Source organism: Antrihabitans auranticaus (assembly GCF_016481275.1).
Classification (GTDB): Bacteria; Actinomycetota; Actinomycetes; order Mycobacteriales; family Mycobacteriaceae; genus Antrihabitans.
Map to the genome: position 1 here is coordinate 25,904 of NZ_JAEMNW010000003.1, position 17,563 is coordinate 43,466.

The 17,563-nt window shown below is 63.7% G+C and carries 18 protein-coding genes; 9 read left to right on the plus strand and 9 right to left on the minus strand.

Translation table 11 applies throughout. From position 1 onward, the window contains the following. Positions 1-61 precede the first annotated feature (61 nt). Positions 62-862, plus strand: a complete 801-nt coding sequence (locus tag JGU72_RS14340; RefSeq protein ID WP_199684667.1) for a crotonase/enoyl-CoA hydratase family protein — start codon at positions 62-64, stop codon at positions 860-862. A gap of 60 nt (positions 863-922) precedes the next feature. Here JGU72_RS14340 and JGU72_RS14345 read toward each other — a convergent pair whose 3' ends face one another. Both JGU72_RS14345 and JGU72_RS14350 read right to left on the minus strand, forming a co-directional pair. Next, complete coding sequence (locus tag JGU72_RS14345) at positions 923-2,467, minus strand: acyl-CoA synthetase (protein ID WP_199685305.1); 1,545 nt, start codon at positions 2,465-2,467, stop codon at positions 923-925. A 39-nt stretch (positions 2,468-2,506) separates the two neighbouring features. Further along, positions 2,507-3,553, minus strand: coding sequence for an LLM class F420-dependent oxidoreductase (locus JGU72_RS14350; protein WP_199684668.1), 1,047 nt, complete (start codon positions 3,551-3,553; stop codon positions 2,507-2,509). An 82-nt stretch (positions 3,554-3,635) separates the two neighbouring features. Here JGU72_RS14350 and JGU72_RS14355 point away from each other — a divergent pair, with 82 nt between their 5' ends. From JGU72_RS14355 to JGU72_RS14375, 5 genes are read left to right on the plus strand one after another with little or no spacing between them, the layout of a single operon-like run. Then, complete coding sequence (locus JGU72_RS14355; RefSeq protein WP_199684669.1) at positions 3,636-4,631, plus strand: Zn-ribbon domain-containing OB-fold protein; 996 nt, start codon at positions 3,636-3,638, stop codon at positions 4,629-4,631. A gap of 13 nt (positions 4,632-4,644) precedes the next feature. After that, positions 4,645-5,673 (plus strand): thiolase domain-containing protein, encoded by a 1,029-nt coding sequence (locus JGU72_RS14360; protein ID WP_199684670.1) that lies wholly within the window; start codon positions 4,645-4,647, stop codon positions 5,671-5,673. Further along, positions 5,670-6,854 (plus strand): thiolase domain-containing protein, encoded by a 1,185-nt coding sequence (locus JGU72_RS14365; protein WP_199684671.1) that lies wholly within the window; start codon positions 5,670-5,672, stop codon positions 6,852-6,854. The genes JGU72_RS14360 and JGU72_RS14365 overlap by 4 nt, the downstream gene beginning before the upstream one ends. Further along, positions 6,854-7,717 carry a TIGR03619 family F420-dependent LLM class oxidoreductase gene (locus JGU72_RS14370; RefSeq protein WP_199684672.1) on the plus strand — a complete coding sequence of 288 codons (864 nt, stop codon included), beginning with the start codon at positions 6,854-6,856 and terminating at the stop codon, positions 7,715-7,717. The genes JGU72_RS14365 and JGU72_RS14370 overlap by 1 nt, the downstream gene beginning before the upstream one ends. Positions 7,718-7,735: 18 nt before the next feature. Then, positions 7,736-8,152 carry a nuclear transport factor 2 family protein gene (locus tag JGU72_RS14375; protein ID WP_199684673.1) on the plus strand — a complete coding sequence of 139 codons (417 nt, stop codon included), beginning with the start codon at positions 7,736-7,738 and terminating at the stop codon, positions 8,150-8,152. Between the two features lie 55 nt (positions 8,153-8,207). On the opposite strand, the gene JGU72_RS14380 is transcribed toward JGU72_RS14375, so the two are convergent. Then, positions 8,208-9,452 carry a cytochrome P450 gene (locus JGU72_RS14380; RefSeq protein WP_199684674.1) on the minus strand — a complete coding sequence of 415 codons (1,245 nt, stop codon included), beginning with the start codon at positions 9,450-9,452 and terminating at the stop codon, positions 8,208-8,210. A gap of 190 nt (positions 9,453-9,642) precedes the next feature. On the opposite strand from JGU72_RS14380, the gene JGU72_RS14385 reads away from it, so the two are divergent. Then, positions 9,643-10,806: a steroid 3-ketoacyl-CoA thiolase gene (locus JGU72_RS14385; protein WP_199684675.1), complete on the plus strand. Its 1,164-nt coding sequence runs from the start codon at positions 9,643-9,645 to the stop codon at positions 10,804-10,806. 34 nt (positions 10,807-10,840) lie between these two features. Here the strand turns inward: JGU72_RS14385 and JGU72_RS14390 are convergent, their stop codons facing one another. Next, positions 10,841-11,155, minus strand: a complete 315-nt coding sequence (locus JGU72_RS14390) for a hypothetical protein (protein WP_199684676.1) — start codon at positions 11,153-11,155, stop codon at positions 10,841-10,843. Positions 11,156-11,645: 490 nt separating this feature from the next. Between JGU72_RS14390 and JGU72_RS14395 the strand changes: the two genes are divergently transcribed. Then, entirely contained in the window at positions 11,646-12,062 is a 417-nt protein-coding gene (locus JGU72_RS14395) for a helix-turn-helix domain-containing protein (protein ID WP_199684677.1), read from the plus strand. A gap of 6 nt (positions 12,063-12,068) precedes the next feature. On the opposite strand, the gene JGU72_RS14400 is transcribed toward JGU72_RS14395, so the two are convergent. From JGU72_RS14400 to JGU72_RS14420, 5 genes are all read right to left on the minus strand, one after another. Beyond that, positions 12,069-13,055 (minus strand): hypothetical protein, encoded by a 987-nt coding sequence (locus JGU72_RS14400; protein ID WP_199684678.1) that lies wholly within the window; start codon positions 13,053-13,055, stop codon positions 12,069-12,071. Further along, entirely contained in the window at positions 13,052-13,567 is a 516-nt protein-coding gene (locus JGU72_RS14405) for an ImmA/IrrE family metallo-endopeptidase (protein ID WP_199684679.1), read from the minus strand. The genes JGU72_RS14400 and JGU72_RS14405 overlap by 4 nt, the downstream gene beginning before the upstream one ends. A gap of 8 nt (positions 13,568-13,575) precedes the next feature. Then, a complete protein-coding gene (locus tag JGU72_RS14410; protein ID WP_199684680.1) occupies positions 13,576-14,787 on the minus strand; it encodes a hypothetical protein in 1,212 nt (403 codons plus the stop codon). 204 nt (positions 14,788-14,991) lie between these two features. Continuing rightward, positions 14,992-15,900 carry an SDR family oxidoreductase gene (locus JGU72_RS14415; protein ID WP_199684681.1) on the minus strand — a complete coding sequence of 303 codons (909 nt, stop codon included), beginning with the start codon at positions 15,898-15,900 and terminating at the stop codon, positions 14,992-14,994. 2 nt (positions 15,901-15,902) lie between these two features. Then, entirely contained in the window at positions 15,903-16,691 is a 789-nt protein-coding gene (locus JGU72_RS14420; protein ID WP_199685306.1) for an SDR family oxidoreductase, read from the minus strand. An 87-nt stretch (positions 16,692-16,778) separates the two neighbouring features. Between JGU72_RS14420 and JGU72_RS14425 the strand changes: the two genes are divergently transcribed. Next, the gene (locus JGU72_RS14425; RefSeq protein WP_199684682.1) at positions 16,779-17,549 is read left to right on the plus strand and encodes an enoyl-CoA hydratase family protein; all 771 of its coding nucleotides are present in this window, start codon (positions 16,779-16,781) and stop codon (positions 17,547-17,549) included. Positions 17,550-17,563: the final 14 nt, after the last annotated feature.

A 17,563-nucleotide genomic window follows, 5' to 3' on the forward strand; every position in this document is an offset into this window, starting at 1 on the left:
GTGTTATCGTTTCTGACAAGACCTGATCGAGACCCAGCTCACACCACGTGGAGTACGAACCGTGACAACGTCGACCGAAACCGCTCATTGCCTCGTCGAAAAGCGCGGGCACGTACTCATCGTCACGATGAATCGGCCCGAAGCGCGCAACGCCCTGTCGGGCGAAATGATGGCGATCATGCGGGACGCCTGGGACCAGGTGGATGCGGATCCCGAAATTCGAGTCGCAATTTTGACGGGCGCGGGCGGTGCGTTCTGTGCTGGTGCGGACCTGAAAGCCATGACATCGAGCCATCCGGGCGATTCGTTCTCCGGCGGCGGCTGGGATCTTTCGCGAATCGACGCACTTCTGAAAGGTCGCAGGCTGACGAAGCCGTTGATCGCCGCCGTCGAAGGGCCGGCCATTGCGGGCGGGACCGAGATTCTGCAGGGCACCGACATCCGTGTCGCGGGCGAGAGCGCGAAATTCGGCGTCTCCGAGGCAAAGTGGGGATTGTTCCCGTTGGGCGGGTCCGCGGTTCGGCTCGTACGCCAGATTCCGTACACGATCGCAGCCGACATTCTCCTGACCGGTCGGCACATCCGCGCCGCCGAGGCGAAGGACATCGGCCTCATCGGGCATGTGGTCCCGGACGGCCAGGCACTGACGAAGGCCCTCGAACTTGCCGACCTGATCGCCGCCAACGGCCCCCTCGCGGTCCAGGCGATTCTGCGGACCATTCGCGAAACCGAAGGGTTGCACGAGGAAGAGGCGTTCAAGATCGACGCCCGCCTCGGCGTCGAGGTCTTCAAATCGAAAGACGCCAAAGAAGGTCCGCGCGCGTTCGCCGCCAAGCGGGCGCCGGTCTTCGAAGGGCAATAAGGGGCTGCGCCCCTGTGCGCGGTTAGCGAGTCCATGGACTCCCTAACCGCGCACGGGGTGTCAGATCGCCCGCTCCTTATCAGCCCAGTAGGGCTGCCGCAGCTTGCGCTTGTACAGCTTGCCGTTGGGGTCGCGCGGCAATTCCTCGATGTAGTCGATCGATCTGGGCAACTTGAACTTGGCCAGCCGCTCCCGGGCATACTCGAGCAACTCCGCAGTGAGCGCCTCGTCGCCGACCACGCCGTCGACCGGCTGCACCACGGCCTTTACTTCCTCGCCCCAGTCGGTGTGGGGCACACCGAACACAGCGACATCCGCGACCTTGGGATGCACCGCCAGTTCGCCCTCGATCTCGGCGGGGTAGATGTTCACGCCGCCGGAAATAATCATGTCCGACTTGCGATCGCACAGATACAGGTAGCCGTCCTCGTCGAGATATCCGACATCGCCGAGCGTGAAAAGGTCTCCGACGCGCGATGATTCGGTCTTTGCTTTGTCATGGTGATACTCGAACGACGAGCCACCCATCCGCATGTAGACCTGGCCAGGCTCCCGAACCGGCAGCTCTGCGCCGTCGTCGCCGAGCACCTTGACGACCGACCACGGCCAGGGCTTACCGACCGAACCGGGCTTCCGAATCCATTCCTCGCCCGAAATCACCGTTCCCCCACCCTCGGTGGCGGCGTAGTACTCGGTGACGACCGGCCCCCACCATTCGAGCATTTGCCGCTTGATCTCGAGTGGGCACGGCGCGGCGCCGTGAATCATCACGCGCAGAGACGACACGTCGTAGCGGTTTCGTACCTCTTCCGGCAGGGCCAGCAGACGGTGGAACTGCGTTGGCACCATGTGACTGTGCGTCACCCGCTGCTCTTGGATGAGCCGCAACATCTCCTCCGGATCCCACCGATCCATGAGGACGACCTTGTGCCCCAACTGAAGCGAGATGACAACGAAGTTCAAGACGGCGGTGTGGTAGAGCGGCGAACCACAGATGTGTACGTGATCGTCGAACGGTCCGATACCGAAGATGCCGAAGAATCCGGCCGACGCGACCGGCACCTCGTCGGGATCGTTGCCGGTCAGCGGACGACGAACGCCCTTGGGGCGCCCCGTCGTTCCGGACGTGTACAGCATCGGCGCGCCGGCAGTTCGGACATCTGGGCGACCGGATTCGCCGGCACCGAGATCGGCCAGCGGTGTGAATCCAGGGATGTCACCAACCGAAAAGCGCGACAGGGGTGGAATTCCCGCCTCGTTCGCGGCAGTGGTCGCCGCCTCGCCGAATCGACCGCTGGCGACGAACGCCTTCGCCTCGCTATCCTTCAGGATGTAGGCAACCTCGGGTCCGGTGAGGTGCCAATTGACCGCGACGATGTACAGACCCGTCTGGTACGCCGCGAAGTAGAACGCGACCGTATCGATCGAGTTGTGCAACATCATCACGATCGCGTCGCCCGGCTTCAGGCCCATCGCCTGTAAGCCGCGACCGTAGCGGTCGGCCGCGGCGGTCAGTTCCCCGTAGGTCACCGACCTGCCATCCGCGTCGACGACGGCGGTCCGCTCGGGATCGCTTTTCGCGATGTTCCACAACCCAGGTGTCATTACTTCGGTATCGCCCACCCCCTGAATCTAGAACGTGTTCTACCGCTCGGCAAGGCCGACCACCGAAGCGAGTCGACGCAATTGCTCCCCGTCGCCACAAGTCACCAGCAGCATGGACACTCCGGACCGCTCCCACACGTCGATTTCGGAGCGCACACGGTCTTCGTCGCCGATGATCATCGTCTCGGTGACCATCTCGTCGGGCACGGCCGCAGCAGCCTCCTCCTTGCGCCCGTCGCGGAAGAGACGACCGATCTCGTCGACGGCCTCGCCGTAACCCATGCGGCGGTAGACCTGAGCATGGAAGTTCAATTCGGGCGCACCCATGCCGCCGACGTACAACGCCAGGACCGGCTTGATCCGCTCGATCTGGCCCGCCCTGTCGTCGGTGATCATCACCTGGCAACTGGCGGCAATCTCGAAGTCCGCCCTGCTCCGACGCGCGCCGGCGCGGGCGAATCCCTCGTCGAGCCACTCGTTGTACATCGGCGCCAACCGCGGCGAGTAGTAGATCGCGAGCCAGCCGTCGGCGATTTCCGCAGTCAGCGCAACGTTTTTCGGGCCTTCGGCACCCAGCCAGATCGGAATGTCCGAGCGTAACGGGTGCGTGATCGGCTTGAGCGGCTTGCCCAATCCGGTCGCCCCGGGACCCTGATATGGCAGCGGGTAATGCGGACCGTCGTTGCGCACCGGCGCCTCACGGGCGAGCACCTGCCGCACGATCGAGACGTATTCGCGGGTGCGCGCGAGCGGCTTCTCGAACGGCTGGCCGTACCAGCCCTCGACCACCTGCGGTCCCGAAACGCCCAACCCGAGGACCATGCGGCCGTTACTCAAGTGATCGAGCGTCAGCGCGTGCATCGCGCAACTGGTCGGCGTCCGAGCAGACAGTTGGACGACCGAGGTACCGAGCCGGACGCGCGACGTCGACGATCCCCACCACGCCAGCGGACCGAACGCATCAGACCCCCACGATTCGGCAGCGAACACGGCATCGAAGCCCGCCGCCTCGGCAGCGCTCACCAGTTCCCCGTGGTTGGCGGGCGGACCCGCACCCCAATACCCGAGTTGCAACCCAAGCTTCATCGGTTACCTCCGCATCGCTAGTGGTCACAAGTCGTACTTGCCACCAGAATAAGAACCTGTTCTACTCGACTTCGTGGGCATTGTGAACAGTACGACAACCAAGACTGCACCCAAGACTGCACCCAGGACTGCACCACTGAGCGCTCCGCTGAACCTGAAGTTCGACTACACGAGGTCCGTCGGTCCTACGATCGGCGGCTTCCTGTCGGCGCTTTGTGACCGCCGTGTGGTCGGCGTGCGCGGTTCGGATGGGCGAGTGCTGGTGCCGCCGCCGGAATACGACTCGCGAACCTTCGAGCCGTTGACCGACTTCGTCGACGTCGCGCCGAACGGCACCGTCACGTCGTGGACCTGGGAGGACAATCCGCTACCCGGCCAACCGCTGACGCACCCGTTCGCGTGGGCGTTCATCAAGCTCGATGGCGCAGACACCGCGTTGCTGCACGTGGTGGACGCGGGTTCCGCCGACACGATGCAGACCGGCATGCGGGTCCACGTTCACTGGGCAGAACAAACGGTCGGAAGCATTCTCGACATCGCATACTTCCTGCCGGGCGATGGACCTGCCGAAACACCCGCTGCCCCTGAGACTCCCGCCGAGATCTCGATGATCACGACGCCGGTTCGGCTGAGCTACAACCACTCCGCGTCGCACGAGGAGAGCTTCTACCTGCGCGGTATCGCCGAAGGAAAGCTGCTCGGCGGACGAACGCAGGATGGCAGACAGGTTTACATCCCGCCCCGCAGCGCAAGCCCCACCGATGGGCTACCCACGGCAGAGCCTGTGGAACTACCGGACAAGGGCACCGTCACCACCTTCTGTGTCGTCAACGTCCCGTTCATGGGGCAGCGGATCAAGCCGCCCTACATTGCGGCCTACATCCTGCTCGACGGCGCGGACATCGCGTTTCTACATCTGGTACTCGAGTGCGACGCAGCCGATGTGCGCATGGGCATGCGCGTCGAAGCTGTGTGGAAACCCCAGGAGGAGTGGGGATTCACGCTCGAGAACATCGATCACTTCAGACCTTCCGGCGAACCTGACGCCGACTTCGACAGCTACAAGAATCATCTGTGAGGAGCAACCGACGATGACCGACGTAGCAGTAGTCGGATTTGCGCACGCACCACATGTGCGCGCGACCGACGGCACCACCAACGGTGTCGAAATGCTAGTGCCATGTTTTCAGCAGCTGTACTCCGAACTCGGCATTACCAAGGCCGACATCGGGTTCTGGTGCTCCGGATCTTCCGATTACCTTGCCGGACGCGCGTTCTCGTTCATCTCGGCAATCGACGCCGTCGGGGCAGTGCCGCCGATCAACGAGTCGCATGTGGAAATGGATGCAGCCTGGGCGTTGTACGAGGCATACATCAAGCTCCTGACCGGGGAGGTCGAGACCGCTCTCGTCTACGGCTTCGGCAAGTCGTCCGCCGGCAGCCTTCGGCAGGTGCTGACCATGCAACTCGACCCCTACGTGGTCGCGCCGCTGTGGCCGGATTCGTTGGCACTGGCCGGTTTACAGGCCCGCGCCGGAATCGATGCAGGCAAATGGACCGAACGCACGATGGCCGAGGTCGCCGCGGCGCGCTCGACCGGCCCGGTGGACATCGACGCACTGCTTGCGACGCCATTCGTCGCGAATCCGCTGCGCAAGCACGACTGCGCACCCATCACCGACGGCGCGTCGGCGATCATCCTTGCCTCCGGCGATCGCGCGCGCGAACTGTGCAAGAACCCGGCGTGGATCACAGGCATCGAGCACCGCATCGACTCCCCCAACCTCGGCGCCCGCGACCTCACGATCTCGCCGTCGACCGCCGCTGCCGCAGCAGCTGCAACCAAGGGCGACAACAGCTTCGACGTCGCTGAACTTTATGCCCCGTTCACACATCAGGAGTTGATACTCAGGGAGGCGATCGGATTGCGCCCCGAAACGGCGATCAGCCCGTCGGGCGGGCCACTGACCGCTAACCCCATGTTCTCCGCGGGTCTCGAGCGGATCGGCTTCGCGGCAGAGCACATCATCTCGGGCAAGGCGGGCCGCGTGCTGGCGCATGCCACCAGCGGCCCTGTGCTGCAACAGAATCTGGTCGCGGTTATGGAGGCTGGCCGATGAGCAAGCAACTGGCGGCAGTGATCGGCACCGGCCAAACGCACTACGTCGCCAAACGGCACGACGTGACTATGTCCGGACTTTGCCGGGAGGCGATCGACCGCGCAATGGCCGACGCCGAGGTCACGTGGGACGACATCGACGCAGTCGTGGTCGGCAAAGCACCCGACCTGTTCGAGGGTGTCATGATGCCGGAACTCTTCATGGCGGACGCACTCGGCGCGACCGGTAAACCACTGATCCGCGTGCACACCGCCGGTTCGGTCGGCGGTTCGACCGGCGTGGTCGCCGCGAGCCTCGTGCAGTCGGGTGTCCACAAGCGCGTGCTGGCAGTGGCGTGGGAGAAGCAGTCCGAGTCGAATGCCATGTGGGCGTTGTCGATTCCGATTCCGTTCCACATGCCCGTCGGCGCCGGTGCGGGCGGTTACTTCGCGCCGCACGTACGCTCTTACATTCGCCGCTCCGGTGCGCCGACGCACATCGGCGCGATGGTCGCTGCGAAAGATCGGCGCAACGGCAGCATCAATCCGTTGGCCCACCTCAAGCAGCCAGACATAACAGTCGAGTCCGTGCAGGCATCGCAGATGCTCTGGGACCCGATCCGCTACGACGAAACCTGCCCGTCCTCAGACGGCGCGTGCGCCATCGTGATCGGTGACGAGGAGACTGCCAGTCGCGTCGAAGCAAGCGGCAAGCAGGTCGCCTGGGTCCACGCGACCGCCATGCGAACCGAGCCGACCACGTTCGCCGAACGCGACCAGGTCAATCCCCAGGCAGGTCGCGATGCTGCCGCTGCGCTGTGGAAGGCAGCGGGAATCGTCGATCCACTCGAGGAGATCGACGCAGCCGAAATCTACGTGCCGTTCTCATGGTTCGAGCCGATGTGGCTCGAAAACCTCGGCTTCGTTGCCGAAGGCGAAGGCTGGAAGTTGACCGAATCCGGTGAAACCGAGATCGGCGGACGGCTTCCCGTGAACGCATCGGGCGGGGTCCTGTCGTCGAATCCGATCGGCGCATCAGGCCTGATCCGCTTCGCCGAGGCCGCGATGCAGGTGATGGGCCGCGCCGGCGACCACCAGGTAAAGAACGCCCGCAAAGCGCTCGGCCACGCGTACGGCGGTGGTTCCCAATACTTTTCGATGTGGGTCGTCGGCACCGACCGCCCCGAACGCCAGGAGAAGTAGTGAAATTCACCCTCGGGGTCGCGATGAGCCCGCTCGACCAGCTGTCCGAACTCGCGAAAACTGCCGAGGAGTGCGGCTTTTCGTCGATCGCGCTGCCGGACTCGTTGTTCTATATGGAGACCGCCGCCGAGAAGTACCCGTACACACCCGACGGCTCCCGAATGTGGAACGAGGAAACTCCGTGGGCCGATCCGCTTATCGCTGCGGCGTCGATGGCGGCGGTCACGAGCCGGATCCATTTCTACACGAACGTCCTCAAGCTGGGGTCACGAAACCCGCTACTGCTCGCGCGGCAAGTCGGGACGGTCGCAAACCTCACGGGCAACCGCTTCGGTTTCGGAGTCGGGATCGGCTGGGCACCTGAGGAATTCCTCTGGTGCGGCGCACCCTACGAACGGCGCGGGGCGCGTGTCGACGAGATGATCGAGATCATCAAGCTCGTCCTGGCAGGCGGAATGGCCGAATTCCATGGTGAGTTCTTCGATTTCGACAAGTTGCAGATGAGTCCCGCGCCGTCGCAACCGGTCCCGTTCTACGTTGGCGGGCACACGAAGCCCGCCCTGCGCCGCGCGGCCCGGGTCGGTGACGGCTGGTGCTCGGCGATGATGAAATTCGACGACCTCGTGTCGACGATGGCGGAGCTCGACAAGCTTCGCGCCGAATACGGCCGCGCGGACGAGCCTTTCGAAATCCAAGCGGTGTGCATCGACCGGTTCGGTAAGCACGGATACGAGGAGATGGCAGCTGCCGGCATCACCGACGCCATCGTCGTCCCTTGGATCTTCGACGGCATCGGCTTCGACGGCGAACTTGCAGCAAAGCAGGATTCGCTACGAAAGTTCGCTGCAGAGAACATCAACTGACCCACCAGGAGCCACGCTGTGCCCGCAGATACCGACCACCCCGCCCGTGTTGCCGGCCGCGCCTCGCAGACGGCCGTACGAGCGCGTGACAAAGAGCAATGGCTCGACCTGTTCGCGGCAGATGGCTGGGTCGAGGACCCGGTCGGGAAGTCCGGCTTCGACCCCGAAGGCAAAGGGCATCACGGCCGCGAGGCAATTGCCGCCTTCTGGGACAAAGCGATCGCGCAGACAGACTCGATCGAGTTTCGGTTCCACGACTCGTTCGCCTGCGGCAACGAGGTCGTTTTCGTCGGCATGATTCGGTCGATCGTCGGCGGCATGCAGATCGACGCGGAGGGTGTCTTTACCTACCGGGTAAACGACGAAGGCAAAATTCTTGCCCTACGGGCATTCTGGGAAACCGATCGCGCCATGCGGACCGCACAGAAGATCTGAGAGCCCGAACAAAAGAGCCCGGCGTGGTCGACGCCGGGCTCTTTCGTGTCTCGCGCTAGTGGGCTACCGGACAAGTCCCGTAGTCGACCTGGAACTCCTTGATGCCGTTGAGCCATCCCGACCGCAGCCGGCGCTCGGGACCGACCTTCGTGATGTCGGGGAGGTGGTCGGCAATGGCGTTGAAGATGAGGTCGATTTCCAGGCGGGCGAGGTTGGCGCCGAGGCAGAAGTGCGCTCCTGTGCCACCGAACGAGAGGTGCGGGTTCGGGTTACGCAAGATGTCGAACTTCGACGGGTTGTCGAAGACGTCTTCGTCGAAGTTCGCGGAGCTGTACATCATGACGACGCGCTGCCCCTTCTTGATCTGCACACCACTCAGCTCGACGTCTCGCAGCGCAGTCCGCTGGAAGCTCGTGATGGGCGAGGCCCACCGGATGATTTCGTCGGCCGCCGTGGCGGGGCGATCGCGCTTGAAAAGCTCCCACTGTTCGGGATTCTCGATGAATGCTGCCATGCCGTGCGTGATGGCGTTGCGTGTCGTCTCGTTGCCTGCAACGGCAAGAAGAATGACGAAGAACCCGAACTCTTCCGGTGAAAGCTCGTTGCCATCGACGTCGGCTTCGATAAGCGCGGTGATGATGTCGTCGGCCGGGCACTTCTTGCGCTCCGCCGCCATTTGATACGCGTAACCGAGAATTTCCATCGACGCCAGCTGCGGATCCGCGGTGCTCTCCGGATCGTCGTAGGAGGTCATCTGGTTCGACCACTCGAACATCTTTCTGCGGTCTTCCTGCGGCACACCGATCAGTTCCGCAATCGCCTGCAGTGGGAGCTCGCAGGCCACCTGCGTGACGAAATCGCCGCGCCCGGACTCCGCTGCCTCCCGCACTATCTTCTCGGCACGGTCACTCAGCCGCTGCCGGAGACCGTTGACCGCCCTGGGCGTGAAGCCGCGGGAAACGAGCTTGCGCAGTTTCGTGTGCTCGGGCGCGTCCTTGTTCAGGAGAATCACCCGCTGCATGTCTATGTTCTCGCGCGGCATGTCGTCGTTGAACCGCGGGATCGCGGTGTTCTCGTGCGACGAGAAAACGTCGCTGTGTCGCGACACTTCCATGACGTCGTGATGGCGACTGATCACCCAGAACCCGCCGTCGCCGAAACCGCCCACGTCGGTCGATTGCGGATTCCACCAGATCGGCGCAGTTTTGCGCAGTTCTGCGTACTCCTTGAAAGGAATCCGTTCGGCGTAGATATCTGGGTCTGTGAAATCGAATCCCTCGGGAAGGTTGGGCTCTGACACCGGCATCTCCTGCATTCGCGACCACGTCTTTGGGGCGTGTCCACTCGTCGTAGAAATTACGTGAAGCAATGTGGAACACGTTCTACATGCATTCAAGCACAGCCGTCCAGGCTTGGAAAGAAACCGCTGGTAGAAGGTTGCAGATAGCGGGAACGTGTTCTAGTTTCGATGCATAGCGAAAGGAACAAACGTGGGCAATCCCGTGATCGTGGAGGCTGTTCGGACGCCGATCGGCAAACGCCGGGGGTGGCTTTCCGGCCTCCATGCGGCAGAAATTCTCGGACTCGCCCAACGCGGCCTCGTCGAGCGTGCCGGAATCGATCCCGAACTCGTCGAGCAGGTGATCGGCGGCTGCGTGACGCAGGCCGGCGAACAGTCCAACAACATCACGCGCACCGCTTGGTTGCACGCGGGATTGCCCTGGCAGGCGGGCTGTACGACCATCGACTGCCAGTGCGGATCGGCGCAGCAGGCGAACCATCTCATCGCCGGGCTGATCGCTACCGACACCATCGACGTCGGAATCGCGTGCGGCGTCGAGGCAATGAGCCGCGTTCCACTCGGCGCCAACGTCGGCGAGAACGCCGGACCGCGCAGGCCGGATTCCTGGTCCATCGATCTGCCAAACCAGTTCGAGGCAGCCGAACGCATCGCAAAGCGGCGCGGACTGACGCGAGCCGACGTGGAAGCGCTGGGCGTCGCGTCGCAGGCTCGCGCCCGCCGGGCGTGGGACGAAGGCCGCTTCGACCGCGAGGTCCTCACCGTGACCGCGCCGGTGCTCGATTCCGACGGCAGGGATACCGGCGAGAAGGCCGAAGTACGCCGCGATCAGGGCCTGCGCGACACTTCACTCGAATCCCTCGCGAAGCTGAAGCCTGTGCTCGAAGGTGGCGTACATACGGCGGGGACGTCGTCGCAGATTTCCGACGGCGCCGCGGCAGTGCTGCTGATGGACGAGGCGAAGGCACGGTCGCTCGGACTCGTGCCGCGCGCCCGGATCGTCTCGCAGTGCCTGGTCGGCGCGGAGACCGAATTCCATCTCGATGGACCTGTTCAAGCGACGGCAAGACTCCTCGAACGCACGGGGATGAAGATCGGCGATCTGGACCTGTTCGAAGTCAACGAGGCGTTTGCGTCGGTCCTGCTGTCATGGGCATCGGTCCACAAGCCGGACATGGACAAGGTGAACGTCAACGGTGGTGCACTGGCGCTCGGCCACCCGGTCGGCAGCACCGGCTCCCGGCTGATCACGACCGCTTTGCACGAATTGGAGCGAACCGGAGGCTCCACCGCGCTCATCGCCATGTGTGCTGGCGGTGCGCTGTCGACCGGCACGATCATCGAACGAATTTAACGTCGCCGTTACGCGATCGCAGCCTGCAGCTGGGTCACTGCCGCATATGTTCGCCGACGACCAGGGCGACGACCCGCATGACGACTACCTGTGATTCCGCGTCGAGCCAGGGGTGAGTGACCCTCAAGCACACCCAACCCGGCAGAAACGAGACACTCGCCGAGCATCCGCCGACCAGCGAATGTGCGTGCCCGAGGCGAGCGTGCAGGGCGTCGTCGACGGCGGCCCGGACTCTGGCGAGCACTCGATCCCAGAAGGCAGACGTCACGCGTGCCACGGTTGTCAGCGAAGGATCCGGCGGCTGCGCGGTCGGGTCCACACGCCAATGCAACGAAAACTGCTCGACCACAACGGCGCTCCGCGCTACAAAGAACGAAAGTCAGCGAAGGGGTGGACAGTGCGCGCAATGATGCCCCGGTCGGTCGCCCCGAGCCGGGCATCCGGCGTGCGACATGAGCCGCTGGTCCCGCCGCACTCGGCACGTCCGGCAACATCTGCATCCGCGCGCGACACGCGACCCCCTCGTGTTCCTCGACACAAATCACGACGACCCTCGCAACCCAGTAGAACGCATCAGCAACTTTTCGGCAACCGGGCAAATCGATCATGTAAATCCTTTCAATGCCCGATTAGCACGCATGGACAGGCGACCAGTCACGGCCATCCGAATCCGGCATCCTGGCGCCGTGCAGTAGCTATCCATTCCGGACCGAGCGGTCTTCTCGCACGAATCGCACCCCGAATGTAGGAATTCAGTTACTGAGCCGCTAATATCAAAGGCAAACGATTGTCCAGATGTATGTATCGATTTTCGGCGAAGGGATGTGGGGCGGCTTACTATGGCTGATTTTGCTGCACGGCTGAACAAGCTGTTCGAGACCGTGCATCCGCCTGGGCGCAAACCGCACACCAACGCCGAGGTCGCAGCTGCACTGACCGAATCGGGCCATCCGATTTCGAAGCCCTACCTGTCGCAGTTGCGCTCCGGGCAGCGGACAAACCCGTCCGATGAGACCGTCGCCGCACTGGCAAAGTTCTTCAAGGTCAAGTCCGACTACTTCTTCAACGACATCTACGCAGCCAAGATCGACCATGACCTCGAGCTGTTGTCTCAGCTCCAGGGCTATGGCCTACGCAGGCTGTCGAGTCGGGCGTTCGATCTGTCGGAAGAGTCGCAGAATCTGCTGACCTCCATGGCCGAGAAGCTTCGCGCCAGCGAGGGCCTGCCCGAGATTCCGCCCGACGGCACCGAATAGCCTGAGTTACTTTTCGCCGACTTTGTCGTAGGCGGCCGCGATGTCGCCTACCCACCGGCGTGTCGACATGCCCGCAGGTGGCGCAATCCACTGTGTGTCTACAGGGTCGGCGTTCAGCGGGTCGTGAACCCACGCCGCAACAGCACTCGCTCGTCGCGGGCCATCCGGCGGCGGTGCAGTAGGCAGCGGTGCGATTCCGCCGCCGCCGGCCTGCAAGTACAGAGCGTCCATGATCTGCGCGACCTGGTCGGATGCTTTCAGCACAGTCGTCGAGTGTTCCGGATCATCGTTGGCGACCTCAGGGAATCGCTTCGTGAGGTCCGCGTGTAATTGCCTTACGCGGCGCATGAGCAATCGTGCACGAAACCAGACCTCGACGAGAATCCACACCGCTCCGACAGACACGAGCAGTGCAGCCAGCGACCACGCCCAGGTAGGACCCGGGTGTTGCGCCTCCTCCCGGCCGCGAATCAGCGACGCTGCACGGCCCGCCGCAAGGACCGCGATTATCGTCGTGCCCGCCGTGAAGAGAGCGACTCCGCGACCCAGAGGCGTCCAGTCGACCGAGCGCAATCCGGTGATCATGATGAAGGCGGTCGCGAGGAGAAGTGCGATCCACCCAACGATCGTGGTGGCAAACAGCGTTGCGAGACCGACGACGAGCCCGCCCGAGTAAATTGCAGCAGCCTTGCGCCGCAAGCGATTTCGCGAGGTGATCGGCCACGCCGCGGCTGCGACAACCGATCCCCCGGCAGCGAACACCACCCACATCGCGAGCTGCAGGCGTGCCGACAATTCGTGACCGTCGCGGGCGAACTCCACGCGGTCGACTGTCACAGCGACCTCTGGGATAGCGATGGTGACGGCCGCCGCGACAGCTGCGACCGCCACGACGATCGCCAACCGCACAGTCGTCGCAGGCCGCACCAGCACACGTCCGACTCTCGCGCCGGCTGCGATCCACACTGCCAGCGCGGTCAACCAGAAACTCACCCGAGAGCCTCGTCCAGCCGAAGGACGGATACCCCGGTGCCGCGGTTACCGAAAACCCGCAGCCTGGTGAGCAGCATGCTCGAAAACGTCTCGGCCTCCCACTCGGCGAGTTCGTCGGCACCATCGTCGACGATCTGCTGGTAGGACCGCTGACTCAGCATGTACGCGATCAGATCGTCGCTCGCCTCGAGCATGACCTCGCGAGCCGGTTGGCCATCGTGCTTGAAGACGATGTGGCCGAGTTCGTGAGCCAGGGTCCGCTCGCGACTCGGCAGGCGCGATGCCAGAACGATGACATCGCGATCCGGGTACGCCCGTCTCTGACCACAGACTCCCGGTCCCAGTTCGGCCGCGGCGATTTCGATCGGACGCTTTCGCTCTGCTGCCACCGCGGCGACGACCTCGTCGAGCGTCACCGAATCCGAATCAGCAGCAAGCGCACACACCGCATCTACCGCAGCGGCCACGCGCCGGTAGGGCCGCGCGGCTTTCTTGTCAGTTTCGGAGACCATCTGTGTCCTCACGCACCCGTGCCAAAGAATTCAGCGCGAGCTGATGCCACTCGAGCTTGGCTCAAGTTGGCGTTGTTGTAACTGATCGCACCGGCAGCACCGCCCGCGAGGGCAAGTGCGATGAGACCGCCGAGCACACCCAACGCATTCGGGAGCGGCTTCGAAGCATTCGTGTTCACGAAATCCGGCGGGGGCGTGTTTTCTGCCTCAACCGCGGGCGGTGCCGTGACCGCAGGAATCGCTTCGGGCGCCTGCTCGGCGACTACCTCCGGCACCGACTCTGCCGCAACCAGCGTTTCGACTTGCGGCAGCACAAGCGGGACGAGGTCCGAGGGCGGAAGCACGATGGACGAAACCACCGGCGGCAGCCCGGGCGACACCGGCGCCACGTCGAGCGGCACGCTGATGAACGGACGAATCGGAGTCTGACGCTGATGGGGCAGGGTGCCGCCGCCATGAGCGCCGACGGAAGGAACAGCCGGGATCGGCGGGACCTCGACTTCGTCGCAGTCGTCGTCGGGGTCGCTCAGATTGTTGAGCTGGGTGTGATTGGGCTGCACGTGGTTAGGCAGCGTGTGGTTGTTCGTGAAGGGGTTGTGCAGAGAGTTGTTCGACAGGGGGTTGTTCGGACCCGGGTTGTTCGGGATGGGGTGCTGAACCGAAGGGTTTCCGTTGCCGCCGCCCGGCCCATGACCCGACAGCCCGTTGTTGGTCGAGCCGCCGTGCGAGCCGTTCCCGGAGAGTCCGTTGTTCGTCGAACCACCGTGCAACCCGTTGCTCGGTTGGCCGTAACCCGGACCGTTGCCCGGACCGCTGCCCGACGACCCGTGGCCGTTGTTGGAAGGGCCGTTGTTCGACGGACTGTTGTTGGAAGGGCCGTTGTTCGACGGGCTGTTGTTCTGTTGGCCGTTGTTGTTCTGGCCATTGTTGTTCGAACCCGACGAACCGCCGTTCGAATGTCCCTGACCGCCGCCACCACCACCGCCATTGCTGTGGCCGCCGCCGTTATTACCGCCGCCGTTATTGCCGTGGCCGCCGCCGCCACCGTTACCACCGCCACCGCCGCCGTTCCCGCCGCCGGGGTGTTGCGCGAAGTGACTGGATTGCGTGGCGGCACCGTCGAACTGCGAACCGGCACCTGCAGTCGGAGGTACGAGCAGGGCAAAGAAGACAGCCGCGCCGACAGTTGCTGCCGCGCGAGTGACGCGAACATTCGCCATGTGTCCTCCCCCCTGCTCGAGTACGCCTCGCCGGTTGCGCCTCGAAAGACAGGCGGACGCACCGGCCACACCGATGATAGCCGTCCGATTGCTTGGACACCTAGTAGAACGATCCGCCGGAATTGCCGACCAGTTCGGGGACCCTGGCCGACAATTCCTTTGTCTTAGTGACCTACCTGCGGATTCTTTGTTGTATTGCGAGCGTCACGCGGTGCCATAAACGGGCACCGGCGGAACTGCCGTCGCAATCAATTTGTGTACGACTTCGCCCAGTTCTGTGGGATTCCACCGTGCACCTTTATCGACGACCTCACCGTGCCGCCAGCCGTCGGCAACCGAGACTTTGCCGCCTTCGACCTCGAAGACGCGACCGGTGACGTCTGCGGACTCGGTGCTACCGAGCCAGACCACCAGTGGCGAGACGTTTTCCGGCGCCATCGCGTCGAATCCCGCATCCGGCTTCGCCATCGTTTCCGCAAATGCGGCTTCCGTCATCCGTGTTCGGGCCGCCGGCGCGATCGCGTTGACCGTCACGCCGTACCGGCCGAATTCCGCTGCCGCATTCAATGTCAGACCGGCGATTCCAGCCTTTGCAGCGGCGTAATTCCCTTGCCCGATACTGCCGGCGAGCCCGGCGCCCGAACTCGTATTGATAATTCTTCCGGCGACGGGCTTTCCTGCTTTGGATTGCCCTCGCCAATACTCGATTGCGTGCCGCATCGGCGCGAAGTGGCCCTTCAGATGCACCCGAATTACAGCATCCCACTCGTCTTCACTCAGGTTTGCCAACATTCGGTCGCGCAGGAAGCCGGCGTTGTTTACCAGCACATCCAGCGTTCCGAAGTTCTCGAGCGCTGTGGCGATGAGATCCTTTGCGCCGGACCAGTCTGCGACGTCGGCACCGTTGACGACGGCTTGACCACCGGCTGCGACGATCTCGTCGACAACCTCCTGGGCAGGATCGCTCGACGACGCCGAACCATCCAGGCCCGCACCGAGATCGTTGACGACGACCTTGGCTCCCTCGGCCGCGAATGCCAGCGCGTGCGCTCGCCCGATTCCTCGCCCCGCGCCCGTCACGATCACGACGCGCCCATCACACAAACCTGACACTGCTACTCCTTGTTCGAACTTGCGAGGTGTTGTTCGGCAGCGGCGAGAAATGCCGGACGTTCGCCGCCGCCGTGGACTGTGAGCGTGCTTCCGCTTATGTAGGAAGCAAGGGGGGACGCCAAAAATGCTGCGCAACGGCCGATATCGGCCGGCTGTGCCATGCGGCCGAGCGGCACGGTTTCTGCGACGGCCGCGACGCCCGCGCTGTCCCCGTAGTGCAAGTGACTGGCCTCCGTCTCGACCAGGCCGACGACTATCGAGTTGATCCGGACTTTCGGCGCCCACTCGACGGCCAAGCTGGAGACGAGGCTGTCGATTCCTGCCTTTGCGGCGCCGTATGCGGCTGTCCCGGGTGATGGCCTTCGGCCACTGACACTCGAGATCATCACAATCGAGCCGCCCGTTTGCTGACTTTGCATGACGGCGTTCGCAGCCTGCGAAACCAGCAGTGGCGCGAGCAGATTCAGCTCGATGATCTTCGAGTGAAAATTCGCGCTCGCGTCGGCGGCCAGCGCGAACGGGGCTCCGCCGGCGTTGTTCACGACGGTGTCGAGTTGGCCGTGCCGCGCAACGATGCGATCGACGAGAGCCGCGACCGCATTGGGATCGCGGACATCGCAGCTCTCGAATTCGAGTCTGCGATCCCCGAACTCGATCGGCTCCGGCGAGTTCCGCCGGGCACATGCGACGACGGTCGCACCCGCTTCGAGGAACACCCTGCTGATTCCCGCACCGACGCCACGTACACCGCCGGTCACGAGGACCACGGAATTGTCCAAAGCAAGGTTGATACTCACCGTGCTAACCTACCAAGCAATCGCTTGGTTTGGCGACTGGTTCCGGCCGTCGCCCCGAAAACACTCACGTTAGGAATCACGATGGGGATCAGTTCCCAGTCCGACGGCGCGGGAGTCGCGGTCGTGACGATCGACTACCCACCGGTCAATGCTTTTCCGACCAAGGGCTGGTTCGACCTCGCCGATGCGGTCAGAACCGCGGGCCGCGATCAGGACAACCGGGTCGTCGTCATCAGAGCCGAAGGCCGCGGTTTTTGCGCGGGCGTCGACATCAAGGAGATCCAGCGCAACCCGGGCCACCAGAGCCTGATCGATGCCAATCGTGGCTGTGCCGAAGTCTTCTCGGCGGTCTATGACTGCCAGGTTCCCGTTATCAGCGCGGTCAACGGGTTCTGCCTCGGCGGCGGGATCGGCATAGTCGGCAATTCCGACGTCGTCGTCGCGTCCGACGACGCCACGTTCGGATTGCCGGAGGTCGACCGCGGTGCCCTCGGTGCCGCGACCCACCTCGCCCGACTCGTGCCGCAACACTTGATGCGGACCCTGTTCTTCACGGCACGCACGATCACCGCGCAGGAACTGCACCACCACGGATCCGTCTACAAGGTCGTCCCGCGTTCCGAACTCGACGCGGCGGCTCTGGATGTCGCTCGCGACATCGCCGCCAAGGATGGACGCGTCATCCGGGCCGCGAAAGAAGCCTTGAACGGGATCGATCTACAGAACGTCCACCGCAGCTACCGGTACGAACAGGGCTTCACCTTCGAGCTGAATCTGTCCGGCGCGTCGGACGAGATTCGCGAACGATTCGAAGACGACCTCGCGAAGCAGCGCGCAGGAAAGGCAGGCTAGGAGTGCGCGACAAG

Bases quoted from the DNA above. Each gene is read 5' to 3' on its own strand.
- JGU72_RS14395 (WP_199684677.1), top strand. From the start codon at position 11,646: ATGGCTGATTTTGCTGCACGGCTGAACAAGCTGTTCGAGACCGTGCAT.
- JGU72_RS14350 (WP_199684668.1), bottom strand. From the start codon at position 3,553: ATGAAGCTTGGGTTGCAACTCGGGTATTGGGGTGCGGGTCCGCCCGCC.
- JGU72_RS14425 (WP_199684682.1), top strand. From the start codon at position 16,779: ATGGGGATCAGTTCCCAGTCCGACGGCGCGGGAGTCGCGGTCGTGACG.
- JGU72_RS14365 (WP_199684671.1), top strand. From the start codon at position 5,670: ATGAGCAAGCAACTGGCGGCAGTGATCGGCACCGGCCAAACGCACTAC.
- JGU72_RS14410 (WP_199684680.1), bottom strand. From the start codon at position 14,787: ATGGCGAATGTTCGCGTCACTCGCGCGGCAGCAACTGTCGGCGCGGCT.
- JGU72_RS14405 (WP_199684679.1), bottom strand. From the start codon at position 13,567: ATGGTCTCCGAAACTGACAAGAAAGCCGCGCGGCCCTACCGGCGCGTG.
- JGU72_RS14360 (WP_199684670.1), top strand. From the start codon at position 4,645: ATGACCGACGTAGCAGTAGTCGGATTTGCGCACGCACCACATGTGCGC.
- JGU72_RS14345 (WP_199685305.1), bottom strand. From the start codon at position 2,467: ATGACACCTGGGTTGTGGAACATCGCGAAAAGCGATCCCGAGCGGACC.